This window comes from Acidovorax sp. Leaf73 (assembly GCF_916855635.1).
Lineage (GTDB): Bacteria > Pseudomonadota > Gammaproteobacteria > Burkholderiales > Burkholderiaceae_C > Acidovorax > Acidovorax facilis.
In genome coordinates this window covers 68,952-85,803 of sequence record NZ_CAKASI010000006.1, presented here as the reverse complement: position 1 = coordinate 85,803, position 16,852 = coordinate 68,952, and the positions used below count along the sequence as shown (strand labels likewise).

13 protein-coding genes and 1 tRNA gene are annotated in these 16,852 nt (G+C 63.9%); 10 read left to right on the top strand and 4 right to left on the bottom strand.

All coding sequences use genetic code 11. The annotated features are described in order from the left end of the window. Nucleotides 1–155: 155 nt before the first annotated feature. The gene (locus tag LPA35_RS20060) at nt 156–1,082 is read right to left on the bottom strand and encodes a LysR family transcriptional regulator (protein WP_228898538.1); all 927 of its coding nucleotides are present in this window, start codon (nt 1,080–1,082) and stop codon (nt 156–158) included. A 111-nt stretch (nt 1,083–1,193) separates the two neighbouring features. Here LPA35_RS20060 and LPA35_RS20055 point away from each other — a divergent pair, with 111 nt between their 5' ends. Continuing rightward, nucleotides 1,194–2,399: an alpha-hydroxy acid oxidase gene (locus LPA35_RS20055; protein ID WP_228898536.1), complete on the top strand. Its 1,206-nt coding sequence runs from the start codon at nt 1,194–1,196 to the stop codon at nt 2,397–2,399. Nucleotides 2,400–2,503: 104 nt separating this feature from the next. Here the strand turns inward: LPA35_RS20055 and LPA35_RS20050 are convergent. Then, nucleotides 2,504–2,593, bottom strand: a tRNA-Ser gene (locus LPA35_RS20050). A 231-nt stretch (nt 2,594–2,824) separates the two neighbouring features. Here LPA35_RS20050 and LPA35_RS20045 point away from each other — a divergent pair. From LPA35_RS20045 to LPA35_RS20015, 7 genes are all read left to right on the top strand, one after another. Next, entirely contained in the window at nt 2,825–3,445 is a 621-nt protein-coding gene (locus LPA35_RS20045; RefSeq protein WP_121421008.1) for a hypothetical protein, read from the top strand. A 110-nt stretch (nt 3,446–3,555) separates the two neighbouring features. Continuing rightward, entirely contained in the window at nt 3,556–4,173 is a 618-nt protein-coding gene (locus LPA35_RS20040; protein ID WP_176888664.1) for a hypothetical protein, read from the top strand. A 92-nt stretch (nt 4,174–4,265) separates the two neighbouring features. Beyond that, a complete protein-coding gene (locus LPA35_RS20035) occupies nt 4,266–7,208 on the top strand; it encodes a hypothetical protein (protein WP_228898882.1) in 2,943 nt (980 codons plus the stop codon). Then, on the top strand, nt 7,205–7,846 hold the full coding sequence (locus LPA35_RS20030) for a tail fiber protein (protein ID WP_228898534.1): 642 nt from the start codon (nt 7,205–7,207) through the stop codon (nt 7,844–7,846). The genes LPA35_RS20035 and LPA35_RS20030 overlap by 4 nt, the downstream gene beginning before the upstream one ends. 42 nt (nt 7,847–7,888) lie before the next feature. Continuing rightward, the gene (locus tag LPA35_RS20025) at nt 7,889–9,304 is read left to right on the top strand and encodes a hypothetical protein (protein ID WP_228898527.1); all 1,416 of its coding nucleotides are present in this window, start codon (nt 7,889–7,891) and stop codon (nt 9,302–9,304) included. Further along, nucleotides 9,291–10,148, top strand: coding sequence for an FkbM family methyltransferase (locus tag LPA35_RS20020; RefSeq protein ID WP_228898525.1), 858 nt, complete (start codon nt 9,291–9,293; stop codon nt 10,146–10,148). Before LPA35_RS20025 ends, LPA35_RS20020 begins: the two co-directional genes overlap by 14 nt. Then, the gene (locus tag LPA35_RS20015; protein ID WP_228898523.1) at nt 10,149–12,455 is read left to right on the top strand and encodes a glycosyltransferase family A protein; all 2,307 of its coding nucleotides are present in this window, start codon (nt 10,149–10,151) and stop codon (nt 12,453–12,455) included. A 12-nt stretch (nt 12,456–12,467) separates the two neighbouring features. Here LPA35_RS20015 and LPA35_RS20010 read toward each other — a convergent pair whose 3' ends face one another. Continuing rightward, nucleotides 12,468–13,979: a protein kinase gene (locus LPA35_RS20010; RefSeq protein ID WP_228898519.1), complete on the bottom strand. Its 1,512-nt coding sequence runs from the start codon at nt 13,977–13,979 to the stop codon at nt 12,468–12,470. A 17-nt stretch (nt 13,980–13,996) separates the two neighbouring features. Continuing rightward, a complete protein-coding gene (locus LPA35_RS20005) occupies nt 13,997–14,992 on the bottom strand; it encodes an FHA domain-containing protein (RefSeq protein WP_176888670.1) in 996 nt (331 codons plus the stop codon). Between the two features lie 520 nt (nt 14,993–15,512). Between LPA35_RS20005 and LPA35_RS20000 the strand changes: the two genes are divergently transcribed. Both LPA35_RS20000 and LPA35_RS19995 read left to right on the top strand, forming a co-directional pair. Then, on the top strand, nt 15,513–16,181 hold the full coding sequence (locus LPA35_RS20000; protein WP_228898515.1) for a hypothetical protein: 669 nt from the start codon (nt 15,513–15,515) through the stop codon (nt 16,179–16,181). Nucleotides 16,182–16,185: 4 nt separating this feature from the next. After that, on the top strand, nt 16,186–16,824 hold the full coding sequence (locus LPA35_RS19995; protein ID WP_228898513.1) for a glycoside hydrolase family 25 protein: 639 nt from the start codon (nt 16,186–16,188) through the stop codon (nt 16,822–16,824). Nucleotides 16,825–16,852 lie beyond the last annotated feature (28 nt).

The following is a 16,852-nucleotide window of genomic DNA, read 5'->3' as shown; positions in this document are numbered from 1 at the left end:
CCGTTCAATTCGTGCAGAGGATCCCTAGGGATGTCCTGCATAACTCCCTGCGGTCTGTGATAGCGCGGTCTCGGGCAGTCCGCTGCGTTGCTTTTCTTGCCAATAGCCCGGCTATTGGCTGCCAAAAGACGCCTTGCGGCCCCACCCGATCCGCACTACCACCGACTCGCGAGGGTTATGCAGGACATCCCTAGCGCAGGCGACACCGAAAAGTCCACCTCTGCCTGCGCCAGGCGTTGCATGGCGGGGATCAGTGCCCGCGCATCACCCCGGCGCCACTGGAAGCTGTATTGCAGCGGCGCTAGTGGCGTGCGTGCGCCCGGGGTGCGCAAACCCAGCCGGCCCACCCACCCCGAGGGCAGAAACCCCACACCCACTCCTGCGCGCAGCATGCCCGCCACGGCCCCCAGGCTGTTGCACAGGATGTGCTCGCGGACGGTGACACCTTGCGCCAGCAACCAGTCGTCCAGCAGCCGCGTGGTGCCAGCGCTTGGCGGCAGCGTGACGAGGGGATGCTGCTGCAGCAACGCTTTGATGCCCAGGCGGCTGGCGCCCGCCAGGCTGGGTGACAGGGCCCAGGCGAAGCGCGCGGCGCCCACGGGCTGCGATAGCAGTGTGCTGCGCGACGAGCGTCCTGCGATCACGGCAAAGTCCAGTTCGCCGCCGTCCAGGCGGCGCTCCAGCACCCCACCCACGTCCACGCAAGGTTCCAGAGCCAGGCGTGGGTGCGTTCGCCGCACTGCCGCCACAAAGGTGGGCAGCCACGTGAGCGCAGAGAGGTCGCCCACGCCAAAACGGCAGCGGCCCGCAAGCTCCTCGCGGGAGCCTAGCGTATGGCCCAGCGCCGCCATGGCGTTGAGTACTTCCAGTGCGGCCGGCAGCAGACGCTCCCCCGCCTCGGTGAGCACGGCACGGTGCCCGCTGCGGTCGAACAGCGACTGGCCCAGCGTGGACTCCAGTTCGCTGATGCGTTTGGACAGCGACGAGACCGACAGGTGCACCCGCTCCGCTGCCGTGGCGAAATTGGCGCAGGTGGCCGCCCACCAGAAGGCTTCAAGTTGTTTGACCGAGGGATGGGGCATGTGCAGAGATATTGGCAAAAAGCGAACAAAGTCATTCTAAATATTCCGCTTTTATTCACTGATGCGGAAATCTACAGTGGCGCTGATCCCTCAACGCAATGACCATCTGCCATGCCCGTCTCCACTGCTACGCCGTCTACCACCGCGCCGCGCTCGCCTGCTGTATTGCGCCGCATGCTGTCGCTGCACGACTTTGAGGACGCCGCGCGCAGGCGTCTGCCCCGGCCCATCTTCGGGTACATCGCCGGTGCGGCGGAGGACAACGCCTCGTTGCGCGACAACCGCGCGGCGTTTGGAGACTTTGCCTTCGTGACGCGGGTCCTGCGAGATGTATCGCAACGGTCGCAATCCGTCGAGCTCTTTGGCGAACGCTACAGCAGCCCTTTCGGGATAGCGCCCATGGGCATCAATGCGCTGTCCACCTACCGGGGCGATCTTGTGCTGGCGCGTGCTGCACGGCGCATGGGCATTGCGTCTGTGATGAGCGGTACGTCGCTGATTCCGATGGAAGACGTGGCCCGCGACAGCCCGGGCACCTGGTTCCAGGCCTACCTACCTGGCGATCAGGCACGCATTGATGCGCTCATCGACCGCGTGGAGCGTGCAGGTTTTCGCACCCTCGTCGTCACGGTGGATATCCCCATCTCCGCCAACCGTGAGAACAACATCCGCACGGGTTTCTCCACACCCTTGCGCCCCAGCCTGCGTCTGGCATGGGATGGTCTCGTTCGGCCGCGTTGGGTGGCGGGAACCTTTTTGCGCACGCTGCTGCGCCACGGCATGCCGCACTTTGAAAATTCGTTCGCCACGCGCGGTGCGCCCATTGTTTCTTCCACGGTCCTGCGCGACTTCTCGGCGCGCGACCATTTGAGCTGGCGCCACATTGAGGCCATTCGCCGCCGCTGGAAGGGGCCCTTGGTCGTGAAGGGCCTGCTCAGCGTGGAGGACGCGTTGCAGGCGCAGCATGCCGGGGCCGATGGCGTGGTGCTGTCCAACCACGGGGGGCGCCAGCTCGACGGGGCCATATCGCCCATGCGCGTGCTGGAAGACGTGGTAGCGGCCGTAGGCCCGAGTTACCCGGTGCTGGTGGATGGGGGCTTTCGGCGCGGCTCCGACGTGCTCAAGGCCATTGCGCTGGGCGCGCGCCTGGTTCTGGTGGGCCGACCATTCAACTATGCAGCCGCCGTTGCCGGTGAAGCGGGGGTGCTCCACGCAATCACCCTGCTGCGCGACGAGGTCGATCGCAACCTCGCCATGCTCGGCGCCACGGGTTGCAGCGAACTGGGACCCCAGCACATCGCGCGCCAGAGAAGCTGAGGGATGGATTGCAAGGGACGGCGGTGGTGTCGCCCTTGTCCGTTCACGATGCGCCAAAGAAAAAGCCCTGCGCTATCGATTAAATAGCATCAGGGCTTTGTCAGTGGCGGAGAGGGTGGGATTCGAACCCACGGTAGTGTTGCCACTACGCCTGATTTCGAGTCAGGTACATTCGACCACTCTGCCACCTCTCCTGTGTGTCGAAGCCTGCGATTATAGCCAGATTTTCAGGGACACCAGCGCCTCTCTCTATCTTCCACGCCAAATGCGGTCGCTTGCCGTGGGCCAGCGCGCGCCGTCTGGTGGAGCTCCTGCCTGTAATTGCCTGTAATCGCTTTGCTTTGCGGGCCTGCCTACAGTCGCATCACTGCTTCAAAAACGCAGTGCCAAGCAACCCAGCGACAGGACATCAGGTAGGAGTCCCCATGGATATCAAGCTGCGATTTGTGAACCAGTCCCGCGACGGCAATAAGTCGGAGGTGGTGATGTATCAGAAGAACCAGCTCACCGGCATGGCCTCGCTGGCAATGGCCTGGAAGGTGATCCGGTTCTGCGGGCGTGACTGCTATCACCCCTTTGCGTTTCCGGCAGGTTTCGAGGTGGGTGTTGCCGATGAGTACGGCAATTTTTCACCCCGCATGGCCGCAGAGAACGGCCAGATGCTCCGGCTGGAGTCCACCGCATCGGGGGGACGGCGCCTGCGGCGTGCAGGGCTGGCCAGCGCATCCTCTGAAATCGATGTGCTCAACGACCTGGGCCAGGGCGCGGTCAATATCTGCGTCTTCAGAGATGGTCGGATGGTGGGCATGAAAACTGCCGTCACACCGGGCCAAAAGGCAGTTTTTCAATACCAGCCGGTGCTGTGGATTGGCGTGGCGTCCCAGGTCGCGCAGGGCTCGGCCATCAGCTCTGCTGTCATGAGCAATGCCAATACCGAGCTGTCGTTATTGGGCATCGCCAGCGCAGACATCGTGATGTCGGGCGGAGGGCCTGGCGAGGGCTCCACACCCTACGAATTCAATCTCGAAAACATCGTGCAGATCTGACCATCCGGGCAGGTCTGCATCCACAGAGTTCGCTTTTCGGGCTTCAAGGCCGAGGGGCAAACGGGCAACGCATGGCGTGTTGCCACCACTTTCACCAACAGGAGAAACTCATGGGCGTTCAACTCAATTTCATCAACAACTCCAACGACACGAACAACTCGGAGGTCGTGATATTCCAGAAGAATGTCGCCACCAATTTTGACGAACTGGCGGTGGCCTGGCAGGTCATCAAGTACTGTGGCCAGGGCGACAACCATCCGTTCACCTTCCCCATGGGCATGCAGGTGGGGGCCAGCGACAGCTACGGCAATTACACGCCGCAGCTGGATGCCCAGAACGGCGAGCTGTTCCAGATGTCCCTGACCACCTCTGGCGACCGGCTCGTGCGCGCAGGCAATGGCAGCAGCTCCAGGGAAGTGCAGGTGCTCAATGCGCTGCCCAAAGGCGCCATCAACGCCAGCTGCTACAAGGATGGGAAGCTCCTGGCCATCAAGACCTCGATCGCGCCCCAGCAAAAGGCAGTGTTTGAGTTCAAGCCCACCATCTGGATTGGCGTGGCCTCCCAGATCGTGCAGGGCCAGGTCATGAACTCGGCCATCATCTCCAACATCAACACCGAGCTGTCCCTCCTGGGCATTGCCAGCGCGGACATTGTGATGACGGGTGGCGGCCCTGGCGCCAACTCGACGCCGTTCGCGTTCAACCTCGAAAACATTGTGATGTGCTGAAGCGGTGCGTCGGTGCGGGGGGGCTGTTGAGCGCCCCCGCGCCGATGCTCCGCAGCCCTCGCCGTCCACCCAGGATGCATGCTGTGAACGAAATGGTCCAAAGAAGATGGAGCGCCATGGATGGCTGCCTGATCTTCGACATCACCATCAACCGTGCACCCCACGACGATGTCCCCTCCTGTGTTAGCGTGTCCTGCAGTTCGGGGGAGTCGGAGCGCCAGCGGGTCACCGTCACCAGACACTGGCCCGCACAGCCGTTTGAATTCAGATTCTCCTCGGGCTGCTATGTGTCGGGCTACCTGCAGCAGAAAACGCCGGTGCACATCGACGGCGTCCCCAATACGGCCATCTTTGCCGACATCCACTATGGAATGCGGGGGCAGGCGGATGACCACCACTTTGAAGGCCTTATGGCAGCGTGCCCCATGCGTGGGCCCCTTCCGCCCCCCCAGCCTCCCAGTCCATTGCCGCCTGTTCCCACGCCGGTGCCGCCAGCCCCGCCGGTCGATCCCGTCGAGCCTCTGCCTGTCATCAATAGCCATCCGGAGGAGCTGTTTCCTTACGTGTACGTGCGCCGCTGGCCCAAGATCTCATCCTCGGATCTTTTGCATGGCTTTGTCCAGTACGCCAGTGCCAGCCCTCCTTGCTGCAGTTTCTTTGAGGACCTGGTAGCGGCACGCGCCCAAGGCCGTGAAGCCGTGCAGTCACTGGCGCTGCGGTTCATTGACGGAGATGCCCCTTACCAGGGACTCTTCATCGGAGACCTGGACCGCCTTCCCGGGCCCATGGGCCAGTTTGCGTCCTTGCTGGAGCAACTGCCCGCGCCTCATGACAAGCCGCTTGAGTGGCTGGCGACCGCCCGTGCGGAAGTCACGCAGTTGCTGCAGCGGTACGCCCTGACCTGGAGCTATTTGGAGTCTGGAAACTACCTGCAGACCTTGGACAGGGTCTGGCAGAGTTACTTCGCCCTGGTCATCACCCTGGGGTATGACGCTGCCTTGCTGGACGGGTTGACCCGCACCTTGCAGATGGCCCATCTGATCGCGGTGGCATTGCAGCCCAAAGCCCAGGACATAGCTGCAGTCGGCGCCGCATCAGAGACGCCAGCGCCCTTGCAGCCGGCCCCCATCAGTGCCGCCCAAATTGCATTGCTGCGCGAGGCCACTGTGGTGCTGCCGGCCCAGGTTTTTCCTTTGCCACCGGCCCGCTCGGCAGACAGATCTCCGCCCGTGGCCCCCGACGGTTGGATCGAGCCCTATGCCATTGGCGACTTGCAGATGGTGCGCCAGCGCCTTCTGCGCTACCAAAGCGGAGAGATCGCACGCATAGAAAACGTGATGCGCGGTGAGCGCCGGGAGGTCACGCACAAACGCACCCACCGGCAAAAGGATGAGCAAAAGCAGACGCTGGCCGAGATGCATGTCCTGCAGAACGATGCGGCGGACGAACGCAGCAATCTGCAGGAAGAGTCGCGCAAGACCGTGGCCGAGGCGACCGAGACCCACCAGTACAACAAGTTCACCAGCAGCTACGGCCCTCCCACGCAGGCCACCCTGGATGGTTCCTGGACCAAGGCCGTGCAGCAAGGCGCCAACCCGGGGCTGGACGACACCACCCGCTTTGCACGCGACATTCTGAACAAGACGGTCAACCGCATCAGCCGCAGTGTCAGCCACACGCGCTCCAGCAGCACGATGAGCCAGACCGAAGATGCGGTGGTCAGCCTGATCGACAACACCTCGGGCATCCGGAACATGCGCGCCGTGTTCCGCTGGGTGAACAAGGTGTACGAGGCGTGCGTTGTGAACTACGGCCAGCGGTTGATGATGGAGTTCATGGTGTGCCAGCCCGCAGCGGGCTTGATTGCGCAGGAGCAGGCGCTGGCGGGGCAGGACTTCGCCAAGCCGCTGTCACCGCTGCAAATGGGAGTGGCCACCTTCGAGGACATCAAGGTGGGCGGCCCGCGCAACTACGCACAGCTCGGGGCCTACTACGGCGTGCTGGATCTGGATCCGCCCCCGCTGGCAGTGCGCTTCGCCTCGGCCACACTGCGCAACGGTGAAGAAAAGCAGATCGCCGTTCCCGCAGGGTACGGCGCTACCCAGGCCTTTGTCAGCTGGGTTGGAGCGTCCCCTGGCCAACAGGCGCCTGTCGTGCTGGTGGGGCGGCAAACCGTGACCCCAGGCGCTGCGGCCAGTCCCGTGGCGCTTCACGGAGAGGACGAAACCGTGCCGGTGTCCGTGATGGACTATCCACCCGGCTTCTCGCCACCCGGCGACCAACCGTTGCAGGTCAACGTGGAGATCGGCTGCGCGCCTTCCAGTCGATGCATGGACCAGTGGCGCATCCGTACCTACGCCAGCATCGTGCGTGGCTATCAGGAGCGGATGGCGGCATACCATGGCCGCGCCCAAGGCGGCGCGCCATCGTCTCCCGCACCGGCCTGTTCGCCGCTGGCCCGTCGGCAGATCGAGCAGCGTGAGTTGAAGAATGCCTGTCTGCGCCTGTTGCTGGAACGCCTGCTGACCCTGACTGGCATGTCCGCAGGTGCCGCGTGGGGGTCTCCGCCATCGCAATTCATGGTCAATGAGCCCCGCTATCTGCAGTTCTTCGACGAAGTGCTGGAGTGGAATGAAATGGCCTACAGCTTCTATGCCAGCCCTGGCCTGGGCGCTGCGGGCGGGGTGCCGGAGCTGGGGAGCCTTGCGGCCGACGACGATGCCTTGTTCGCCAGTTTCTTGCAGGCTGGTCAGGCGCGCGTGCTGCTGCCCGTGCAGCCAGCGCATGTCCTGGCCTTTCTGTATTTTTATTCGGCGGGCATGCTCTGGAGCGCCCCGGATCGGCTTGCCCCCGTCAATGCGGACGACATCGCACTGCTCAACGACCTCAAGCATGCAGGGCCCCGGCAACAGAGTCCTGCGCACCGCCTGGGGCCGTGCTGGCAGGTGGTGGTGCCTACCTCCATGCAGGTGCTGGATGCGCCGGGCGACGAAGGGGGTGCGGACCTGCCCGCCCTTGGGGGGGCTGCACCATGATCGTGGTACCGGGGGCAGCCAGCCCCTTCTTCTGTCGGCCAGCTTTTGGCGACCTCCCCGTGGGTTCGGTGACGGCGTTTGCTGGCACGTTGGGGCCGCCCGACAGCGCGAGCCCTGCTGCTGCGGTGAGCCCAGCCGCTTACACCACCAACCCCCTGGAGGCGTGGGGATGGATGGTTTGCGATGGCCGAACGTTGCCTTGTGTGGACTACCCCGAACTGTTTGCCGTGCTGGGCTACGTGTATGGCGGTGCTGACGACAACTTCAACATCCCCGACTACCGTGGTTACTTTCTTCGCGGTATTGGCACGGGCACCCGCAACGATCCGGACATCGACCAACGCAGCCAGCCGCCTGGCGGCCAGGGTGCGAGCGATGGTGTGGGTTCCATCCAGCCGTTTGCCGTACAGACGCATGAGCACACCTACAGCAGCGCACCAGCCCCTTCGGCCACCTCCCCCAGTGGAACAGCAGCAGGCGCGCCCAGCGTCGCCAGCACGCTGACCACGGGTGGTCCGGTTGCGGGCGCGGGCCAGGCGCAGGCGGTGCAGGTGAGCCCGAACGAGACGCGCCCCCTCAATGTGTACGTCAACTACCTCATCAAGTTCACCTACGGACTGCTCCCGCTTTTGAGATGACCGCGCACGTGTCCCCAGAACCCTTTCCAAGGAGAAAATTGCATGGCATACACCAACGTCCAATTCATCGGCTACGTGCTCGACACGGCGCCCCAGGTGAACCCCGATGGATCCAAGACCTATCTGGGGTTGAACGATCCAAAGCTCGACATTGAGGCGCGCTGCGATGTGATGTTGCGCGCCATGCAGACGGCCCGGGATGCGCTGCCGCAGGCGTCTCCACCGACACCCGAGGGGGAAACCCTGAAGGTCTTCATGGCCCCCGAGTTCTTTTTTCGAGGTGCCTCGGGGGCTTACCAGATGGACGATGTCCAACGCGCCATTACCTCCTTGCAGCGCATGGCGGCCGATGACCAGTGGGTGGACTGGGTGTTTGTGTTCGGCACCATTTTGGGCGCGTCGTCGGCCACCCAGCAGACGCCGCCGTACGACATCGACCCACTCGCGAGCACCGAGATCTACAATTTTGCGCTGGTGCAGCAAGGGGGCGTGGCGGCGCAGGGCGATGCGGGGGCGCGGATGGTGATGAAGGAGTTGATGTCGGGGGTTGATTTCATCGCCACTGCCGTGAATCCGGGCGGCCTGTTGTTGGGCGACGTGGAATACTGGCCTGCATCGACCGGCGGTGGGCTGGGACGTGAGCAGCAAGAGGTCAACTATGACGGTGCCGGCGTGTTCGAGTTGGCAGGCATCACCTGGGGGCTGGAGGTCTGCCTGGACCACAGCGACACGGTGCGCCGACTACAGAGGTCGCCGCAATTGCCGGGCCAGAAGCTGATTCAGCTGCAGGTGGTGCCATCGTGTGGCATGGGCATCCAGGCGCCGAGCGTGATCACGCAGGCGGGCGGCTATGTCTTCAATTGCGATGGCTCGGGCGCGGCAAGCCACTCCACCCTGGTGCAGCAGGTGCCACCGTTGGCCAATGTGCCCATGCTTTGCAGTGCGCCGGTCAGCGATGCCGATGTCGCGCTGCAAAGCACCTCGCCGCTGGAGGATGTTGCTCTCAGTGCCCTCTACGCCAGGGGGCCGGGCGTGGTCAATATCTATCCGGCACTGGCCTTGCCTGCACAGCAGGTGGTGGTCGGCAACACCGTATGCCTCGACTGGCCCGCCAGCCCGGACTACCGTTTCATCTTCCAGCTGGTCTACAACAGCAGTGGCAGCTTCGTGACGCTGGTGTGCGAGATACGCAGCAAGAAGGCCAACTTCTACGGGAACAACTATTTCCTGCCGCTTTCGCTGCAGACGCAGGACTCCTGGAAACAGGATGTGCGCATCCAGATGACCTTGGCGGCGGGCAGCAGCCCTTATGCTGGCGCCGTGTGGTGCAAGATCAACGTGCCCGGATTCATCTTTGAAGGCAATGCCTTTGAGTTCAGTGCCACGTATGACGGCCCCACGCCGTTCACCATCTGGCAGTCCACGGACACGGGTGGCCTGGCCAATGACAACCTGTGACCCTGGCGCCGAGAGCGCACTGCAAGCACTGAGCGTGTCGGTGGGCCCGCAGGCCTTCCTGGTGCGTGCCAATACGGCCCGGTGCGCGTTCTGGCACCGGGTGCAGGCTGGCGCGTGGGAGCCGCAAACCTTCGAGGTCTTCCGGCGTTTTCTGCAACCAGACCGCTCCTACATTGACCTGGGTGCCTGGATCGGCCCTACGGTGCTCTATGGCGCGACGCTGTCGCGCAGCGTGCATGCCCTGGAGCCTGACCCGGTCGCCTTTGCAGAGCTGGACCGCAACGTGCGAGCCAACCCTGGGCTGTGCAAAAAAATCCATCTGTACTCCTTCGGCATTGGCCCCGAGTCTGGTCCGCTGCAACTCTATGCCGGTGGCCTTTACTACGCAGGGCGCAGCGAGTTCGGGGACAGTATGTCGGGCATGTTGGCCGCGCCGGATGTGCCTGGCCAGCCTTGCCACGAGGCGCGGGGTGTGGACATGGAACGCTTTCTGGACATGTATGCCGGGAAGGACTGCAACTTCATCAAGATGGACATAGAGGGTGGCGAATACGCTGTGATTCCCGGCCTCTGGCGCCGTTTGTGGCGGTGGGGGCCACCCACCCTTTGTGTGTCCTTTCATGCTCCGGAAATCGCCCGGCGCGAGTCCTTGGTGCGGGCCTGCATTGAAGAGCTGCTGCTGTGTTACCCGCGCTTTTATGCGGCTGCCGACACCAAGGCCGTTGCGCTCGAAGAACTGGCGGACGCGGTGCATGACTGGGGCGACGAAGCCCCTGGCAGCCCCTGGCGCAAGCTGGAAGCGCTGCTGGGAGCGGGTCTGGTGGCGACCAGTGAGGAGTGGTGAATGACTGCTGCACCAGATCGCCAGATCCTGATTGGGGTGCATGTGACAGGGGCGGGCGAAGGCCTGGCCGCCACGCTGTCCAGTGTTTTCGAGAACACGCCGCTGACCTTCGGGCTGCGGATATTGCCGGACAGTGCCGCCGCATCCCAGGACCCGGGTTTGCTGCAGTTGCGGCTTGTCCCTGGGTCTCTGGTGCAGCGGCCCAGCCCGGCGCAGCCGGGGGCTGCTGTCTGCTTCAACCAGCTGGTGAGCGAGCCTGCCGACATCTATGTGTTTCTGGAAAATGGCGTCCGGGTCTGCCCTGGCTGGCTGGAGCTGATATTGGCGGCGCTGGACAGCGACGTCAGCCATGGCTTGGCGGGCCCCTCCACCAACCGGGGGTGGAACGAACAGGCCGTGGCACCAAACTGTGGCAGCACCCAGGAAGCCCTGTGGGACCAAGCGGACACCTTGCTGGCCCGCTATGGCAATGCCTGTGTACCCTTGGCGCCCCTGCACAGCCTGGCGGACTTCTGCTACGTGGTGAAGAACGAGGTGGTGGCTGCCATTGGCGCGGCGGACACGGCATACACCCAAGGCCCCTGCTGGGAGATGGACTACAACGTGCGCGCTGCCCGCGCCGGCTTCCTGGGTGTTTGGGTGCAGGGCGCCTTTGTGCACCGTGCGCCCCGCTGCGCGGTGCTGGCGCCTGTCCACGATGGACTGCTGGAGGCGAACAAACGGCTGTACCAGGACCGGTTCTGTGCCTGGCGCCGCGAGAGCCACCCGCAGGCGCCGCCCTACCACGGCCACTGCGTGGGAGACGAATGCCGCTACTTTGCCGTGCCCGAGCAGATGCGTATCTTCGTGCCACTGCCTGGCAATGTGGAACCCGCACCACTGGTGCCTGCGGCCACCGCATTACCTTTGCTGAGCTGTGTCATGCCCACGCGGGGGCGGGCGGCCTTTGTTGCGCAGTCGATCCGCTACTTCCAGCGGCAAGACTATCCCGCGCTGGAACTCATCATCGTCTACGAGGATGAGTCCGACCTCCCTGCTGGCATTGATGACCCGCGCATCCGCTGCATCCGAATGCCGGCCCGCACCAGCATCGGCGCCAAGCGCAATGAAGCGGTCCGCGTGGCGTGGGGCGAACTGATCGCGCATTGGGACGATGACGACTGGTATGGCGCGCAGCGCCTGAGCCGCCAGGCCGCGCCCATTTTGCACAACCTGGCGGATGTCACCGGGCTCAACGACATGCTGTTTATGGCCCGGCCGCTGGCCGAGTTCTGGGCCAGCAGCCGGGCACTGTTTCGCCGGTTGTTTGTAGAAAACGTGAGCGGCGGCACCTTGGTCTTCAGGCGCAGCCTGTGGGAGCATCATGGGCGGTATCCCGATACCTCGCTGCGGGAGGATGCGGATTTTCTGCTGAAGACCCTACGGGGCGGTGCGCGGCTGTGCCGCATCTCGGGGCGTTCGCTATGCATCTATGTGCGCCACGATGGGAACACCTGGAAGTTCAAGGAAGGCCATTACCTGCAGCAGGCCGCCTGGACCCTGGTGCCTGTACCGGAATGCCTGTCGGACGAGGATCGCGATTTCTACTTTCCTGCCGCCCCCGGTGGCACAGGCGACACTGTTGGCGCTGTTGGCACAGAGGGCTCGCCGACGCCCGCGATGCCGCTGGTGTCGTGCATCATGCCCACCGCAGACCGGCGTGAGTTTGTGCCCCAGGCCATTCGGAACTTTCTGGCGCAGGACTATGAGCCCCGCGAACTGATCGTGCTGGACGACGGGCGCGACAGCGTCGCCGATCTGATCCCATCGCACGGCAGCATCCGATACCTGCGCCTGGACCGCAAATCCACCCTTGGTGCCAAGCGCAACATGGCCTGCGAGTTGGCGCGCGGCGAGGTGATTGCACACTGGGACGACGACGACTGGATGGCGCCCACCTGGCTCAGTTCGCAGTTCAAGGCCTTGCGCGGCCAGGGGGCCGACATCTGCGGCCTGGACAAGGTGTTCTTCTATGCGCCAGACGCGCGCCGGGCCTGGCAGTATGTGTATGACGGGCGCACACCCTGGGTGTGTGGGGGCACGCTGTGTTACCTGCGCGAGTTCTGGCGCAGTGCGCCGTTCGCCGATATCGATGTGGGGGAGGACAACGCTTTTGTCTGGTCGGTGCGGGACAAGCGCATTGCCACCAACCCGGACCAGCACCTGTATGTGGCCCGCGTCCACGACCGCAACACCAGCCCCAAAGACACATGGAACCGGCGCTGGCACAGTTACCCGGTGGAGCATGTCGAGAGGCTCATTCGCTGACTCTGTTCAGGCCTACTGGAGGGTGACGGGTGCCAGCCGGTACACCGGCTCGGGTTCCGGCGGGTGGGTCTTGCTGGTGCTGGCGTAGGCCTCCATTTTCACGCTGCCAGCCAGCTCATGGTGCGCGCGGTGGCTCAGCAGAACGGTTCCGGGGCCTGCCAGGCTGTTCAGGTGCAGCGTCACGTTGGCCGCGTGGTGGCTGTCCAACGGCTCACCGTGGGCTTGCAGGGTGGCCGTGTGCATGCTCCCTGATATTTCCAGGCGCACGCCATGCTGCACCTCCAGCATGCGGCTTCTTCGTTGCACCCGGATGCACAGGTCCTGTGCCAAGGCTGCTGCCTGCTGCAGGTTCTGTGCGCTGCTGGGGCCCTGCTCGAAGTGGAACAGCATGCAGTCTCCCAGCGTCCCCGCGCCATGGCCCTGGCCCGACTGCACGGCGTTGGCGCACCAGCGCAGCTGCTGCTCGCGAATCTCCTGCAGGTCGGACAGGGCCAGGGAAGCATCGCGGGCGGGGTACAGGCGCAGGGTCAGGCACAGGATGGCGCGCGAAGGAGCATCGACGTTCTGCGACCTGGGACGTTCCAGCGAATCCATGGTGGCCTGCTGCGCCTGGCCGGATGTGGACGGATCTGCAGGGCTTGGCCCCGCCGCATGGCTGGGTGGGCGAAGCTGGCGCACCTGCGCCGCGCACTGGGCAAGGTCACCGTACAGTTGCGCGGCATCGGCGGTACGCCGGCGCACGTCCTTTTGCAAGGCCCGCTGGAGCAGCGCGGCCAGCGGACTGCCCTCTAGTTCCTCTGGCAAGGCGACGATATCTGTGCTCAGCTGGCGCTGCAGCACCTCTGTCAGGCTGGCGCCCTGGATGCTCGGTCGTGCGCTCAGGCACTCCACGAACATCAAGGCCCAGGCATAGATGTCGGTGGCGGGCCCGCACACCTCGCCGCGCAGCTGTTCGGGTGCGCAGTAGGCGGGCGTGCCCTCGGCTCCCGCGGTGAACTGGGGTTCTCCGTGGTGGCTGGCAAGCCCAAAGTCCAGCACCTTGGCGTGCAAGGTGGTGCCGCTGGAGATCACCATCACGTTCTCTGGCTTCAGGTCGCGGTGCACGATATGGTGGGCATGCAGGAAAGCCAGGGCATCGAGCAGCTGCGCCATCAGCCCCACCGTGTCCGGCAATGAGAGCCGGCCCTGGCGCTGCAGGAATTCGCGCAGCGTTTCGCCAGTCACGTACTCCAGCACGGCAAACGGCACGCCCTCCTGGGCCAGGCCTTTATCGATGAGCCGGACCACATGGATGTGGTGCAACAAAGACAGCACCCGGGTTTCCTGGTGCAGCCGCTGCTGCACACGCCGCCGGTTGGCGGGATCGCGCGCGGCTGGGGTGCTCGGAATCTTGATGGCCACGAACTGGCCGGTGCTGCGCTGCCGGGCCTTGAAAACCTGGCCCGATGCGCCCTGGCCCAGCAAACCCAACGATTGATAGCCCGGCACACCCACGGGAAAACCGTGCGTGGGCACTCGTGTCATTGCGATGGGGGGCAGGCTCAGGCCGCAAGCGACTCTTCAGCGTGGATGGGGCTGATCAGGGCCAAGGGGTCGAAATCGGCTTCCCGCTGGGTACCCCGTGTGATGCTGAAACGCAGGCACCCAAAGCGCAAGGAGCCACGGCGCCTTTCGATCAACTCGGGGACATGGGAGTCGCCGGGCATGGCCAGTGCAAGTTGCTTGCGCATGCGGAAGATCTGGATGTTGAGGTGCCCGGGCTCCACACCCAGCATCTTCGCCAAGCGCTCCAACTCGACCCAGCCATGGGCCTGGCTGTCCCGGTGGCGCTGCGCATCGGCCCATCGCAAACGTGCCAGCGTCAGCAGTGCGTAGTGGTGGGTGCGCTCGCCCAGGTCGAACTGCCGGTCTCCCTCCTGCACTTGCAGGCGCACATGTTCCTCATCCAGGCTGACGTTGAAATGCAGGCTCGTGCGTGGACGAATACACGGCGCTGCGCCAACCATGGCCTCCATGGTCGATGTGACCTCCTGCGCCGCAAGGAAGCACCACGCCTGGTTGGAAAATCGGACCTCGTCGCCGTCTTCCAGCACCCAGCTGCCCTGGGGCGTGGTACATATCCACCGGCCTTGCTCGGCGCAGTGGATGGACACTTCGGCATGCTGGCCCTGGGGCAGCAGGTTGGACCGCTCCAGTGGCACGGGAGCGCTGTCGTGCCCCAGCGGCCAGAGCAGATTGGCGGGGGCTGCAAGGTCTTCCACAACCCAGCCAGAGCCGTCGTCACGCCCGAAGCCGATGGTGCTTCCCACGCGGAGTGCAAAGGCTCCGCTATGGGACAGCAGCTCGCCATCGAGCAGGGTTCCGTTGCGGCTGTGGTCGTGCAGTTCCCAGGTGCTGCCTGTCCAGCGGATCGATGCATGCAGTTGCGAAGCATCCGGGTTTTCCAGCAAGGTGTCCGAGGAACGGCCTCGCCCAAACACGTGAAGTGTTCGCAAATGGATCTTGCGCTGTGTTGCGCGGTTTTTCAGGATTGCCATCAGTCAGTCCCTCATTTTTTCTTCGTCACACCTTGCGGCGCGGTTTCCTTTGGCCCCGCGCATGGCTGAATGTGATGCCTCGCAGCCCGTGGCATGCCGCTGTGCAGCGGACGCGGGTTTCCTGTCCGGGCGTTCGCCAAGAATTCCCGATGCAGCCCAATGAGTGTGTTGGCGCTGTCCTCCCCACGCAACTACCAAATCTGGTAGTTAACGTTCTGCTTGCAATTGCGCGGGATATCAACGGCGTGACGCCCCGTTGCAAGGCATCGCGCAGCCCAGCCGTTCAACTGATTTTTGACCCCGCTGTTTGCAGGGCCAGGTAGTTTTGGGTTTGACTGCAGCGGCACGACGGTGCAAAGAATCTGCTCCCTAGGCCGGCTGCAGACTGGTGTGCAGAGCGGTGGGTCAGTACCTGTGATGGCGTGTAATGGGCTGTAATCGCCAAGCGAGAAAAGGGTCTCCACAATGTATCGAGCGAGATGCGCTTGCCATCCGCACCGATCCATTGACGGAGAAAACCATGCCTTACCTGTCTGACACTCAACGCAATTTGCTGGCTACTGCGGGCCAGCCACATCCCCGCAACGGTGCCACGGTGCCAACCTCGCAGCAGGCGCCCTTTGTGAACGCCGCCTGCTGGGGTTGGGCGTTGAATGGTGAATACGTGAATGCCGACGACCCCTACGCAGCCACCACCATCTATACCTCGGACAACGGCGCCTTCGTGTTCAATGCCGAGCGTGTTCCCACCGGTCTGAATGCGGATCTTTTTGCGGTCACCGATGTGATTTTTCCGCAGACGATGCCGTATCACACCACACTGGCCGCCAATTTTGCCAACGCACTGGGTGGCAATGTGGCAGCGCAGGACGCCTGCCGTTTTGCCCTGATGAAGCTCACGGCAGAACTCAATGGGCATACGGTGTTGCCCGACAACGGCTCAGCGGTCTACACCATGGTCATGAAGTCGCCGAGCTGGTACGGCTGGTGCCATTGGGGAATTGGCATTCAGGGGGCAGGCGGTGGGGACACGACCTACCAGCAAAAGGTCAACGGCAGCGTCCTGAACCCCAACACCCTGCAATACAACTGCGGCGTGATGTGGGATGAAGGCCAGCCGCTGACCACGACGATCCGCATTGATGGCCTGTTGCAAACGCAGGTCGACATGCTCAACCGCGTGGTGTGACGCCATGACAGTCCAAACCCGTGGCATCGACGTCAGTCACTACCAAGGCAACGTCAACTGGCCCAGCGTGGCTGGCAGCAACGTGGCCTTTTCCTTCATCAAGGCCACCGAAGGCATTGCTTATGTGGACCCGCTTTTCCGTGCCAATTGGTCCGGCAGCGCCGCCGCAGGATTGCGCAGAGGCGCCTACCACTTCGGCCATGCTGGCAGCGATGCCGTCGCCCAGGCACAGTTTTTCTACAACACGGTCAGCGCCGATGGAACGCTGGGGCCCGGGGACTTGCCGCCGGTGCTGGATCTGGAAACCCTGGATGGGCAAAGCCCCGCCGAAGTCCTGCAGTGGGCCCTGGCATTCCTGTCTGAGGCCGATGCGCTGTTCGGGCGCCAGACCATGGTCTACACCGACACGGGCTTCTGGCAGGCGCTTCAGGCGCTGCCCGGTTGCCAGGTGCTGGCCTCCCGCCCGCTGTGGCTGGCCGCGTATTCGGCCTACCCGCACGTGCCACCGCCCTGGTCGTCCTGGACGTTCTGGCAGTACAGCGATGGCTCCTCCAATGGCGGCAGCCCGGTGGCGGGTGTGGTGGGTGCCGTGGACCAGAACTGGTTTGCAGGCTCGGAGGCGCAGCTTGCCACGCTGGGCTGATGTCGTTTGTTTGCCAAGAAGGGCAACG

Coding starts and splice junctions, on each gene's coding strand:
- LPA35_RS20060 (WP_228898538.1), bottom strand. CDS start 1,082: ATGCCCCATCCCTCGGTCAAACAACTTGAAGCCTTCTGGTGGGCGGCC.
- LPA35_RS20055 (WP_228898536.1), top strand. CDS start 1,194: ATGCCCGTCTCCACTGCTACGCCGTCTACCACCGCGCCGCGCTCGCCT.
- LPA35_RS20045 (WP_121421008.1), top strand. CDS start 2,825: ATGGATATCAAGCTGCGATTTGTGAACCAGTCCCGCGACGGCAATAAG.
- LPA35_RS20040 (WP_176888664.1), top strand. CDS start 3,556: ATGGGCGTTCAACTCAATTTCATCAACAACTCCAACGACACGAACAAC.
- LPA35_RS20035 (WP_228898882.1), top strand. CDS start 4,266: ATGGTCCAAAGAAGATGGAGCGCCATGGATGGCTGCCTGATCTTCGAC.
- LPA35_RS20030 (WP_228898534.1), top strand. CDS start 7,205: ATGATCGTGGTACCGGGGGCAGCCAGCCCCTTCTTCTGTCGGCCAGCT.
- LPA35_RS20025 (WP_228898527.1), top strand. CDS start 7,889: ATGGCATACACCAACGTCCAATTCATCGGCTACGTGCTCGACACGGCG.
- LPA35_RS20020 (WP_228898525.1), top strand. CDS start 9,291: ATGACAACCTGTGACCCTGGCGCCGAGAGCGCACTGCAAGCACTGAGC.
- LPA35_RS20015 (WP_228898523.1), top strand. CDS start 10,149: ATGACTGCTGCACCAGATCGCCAGATCCTGATTGGGGTGCATGTGACA.
- LPA35_RS20010 (WP_228898519.1), bottom strand. CDS start 13,979: ATGACACGAGTGCCCACGCACGGTTTTCCCGTGGGTGTGCCGGGCTAT.
- LPA35_RS20005 (WP_176888670.1), bottom strand. CDS start 14,992: ATGGCAATCCTGAAAAACCGCGCAACACAGCGCAAGATCCATTTGCGA.
- LPA35_RS20000 (WP_228898515.1), top strand. CDS start 15,513: ATGCCTTACCTGTCTGACACTCAACGCAATTTGCTGGCTACTGCGGGC.
- LPA35_RS19995 (WP_228898513.1), top strand. CDS start 16,186: ATGACAGTCCAAACCCGTGGCATCGACGTCAGTCACTACCAAGGCAAC.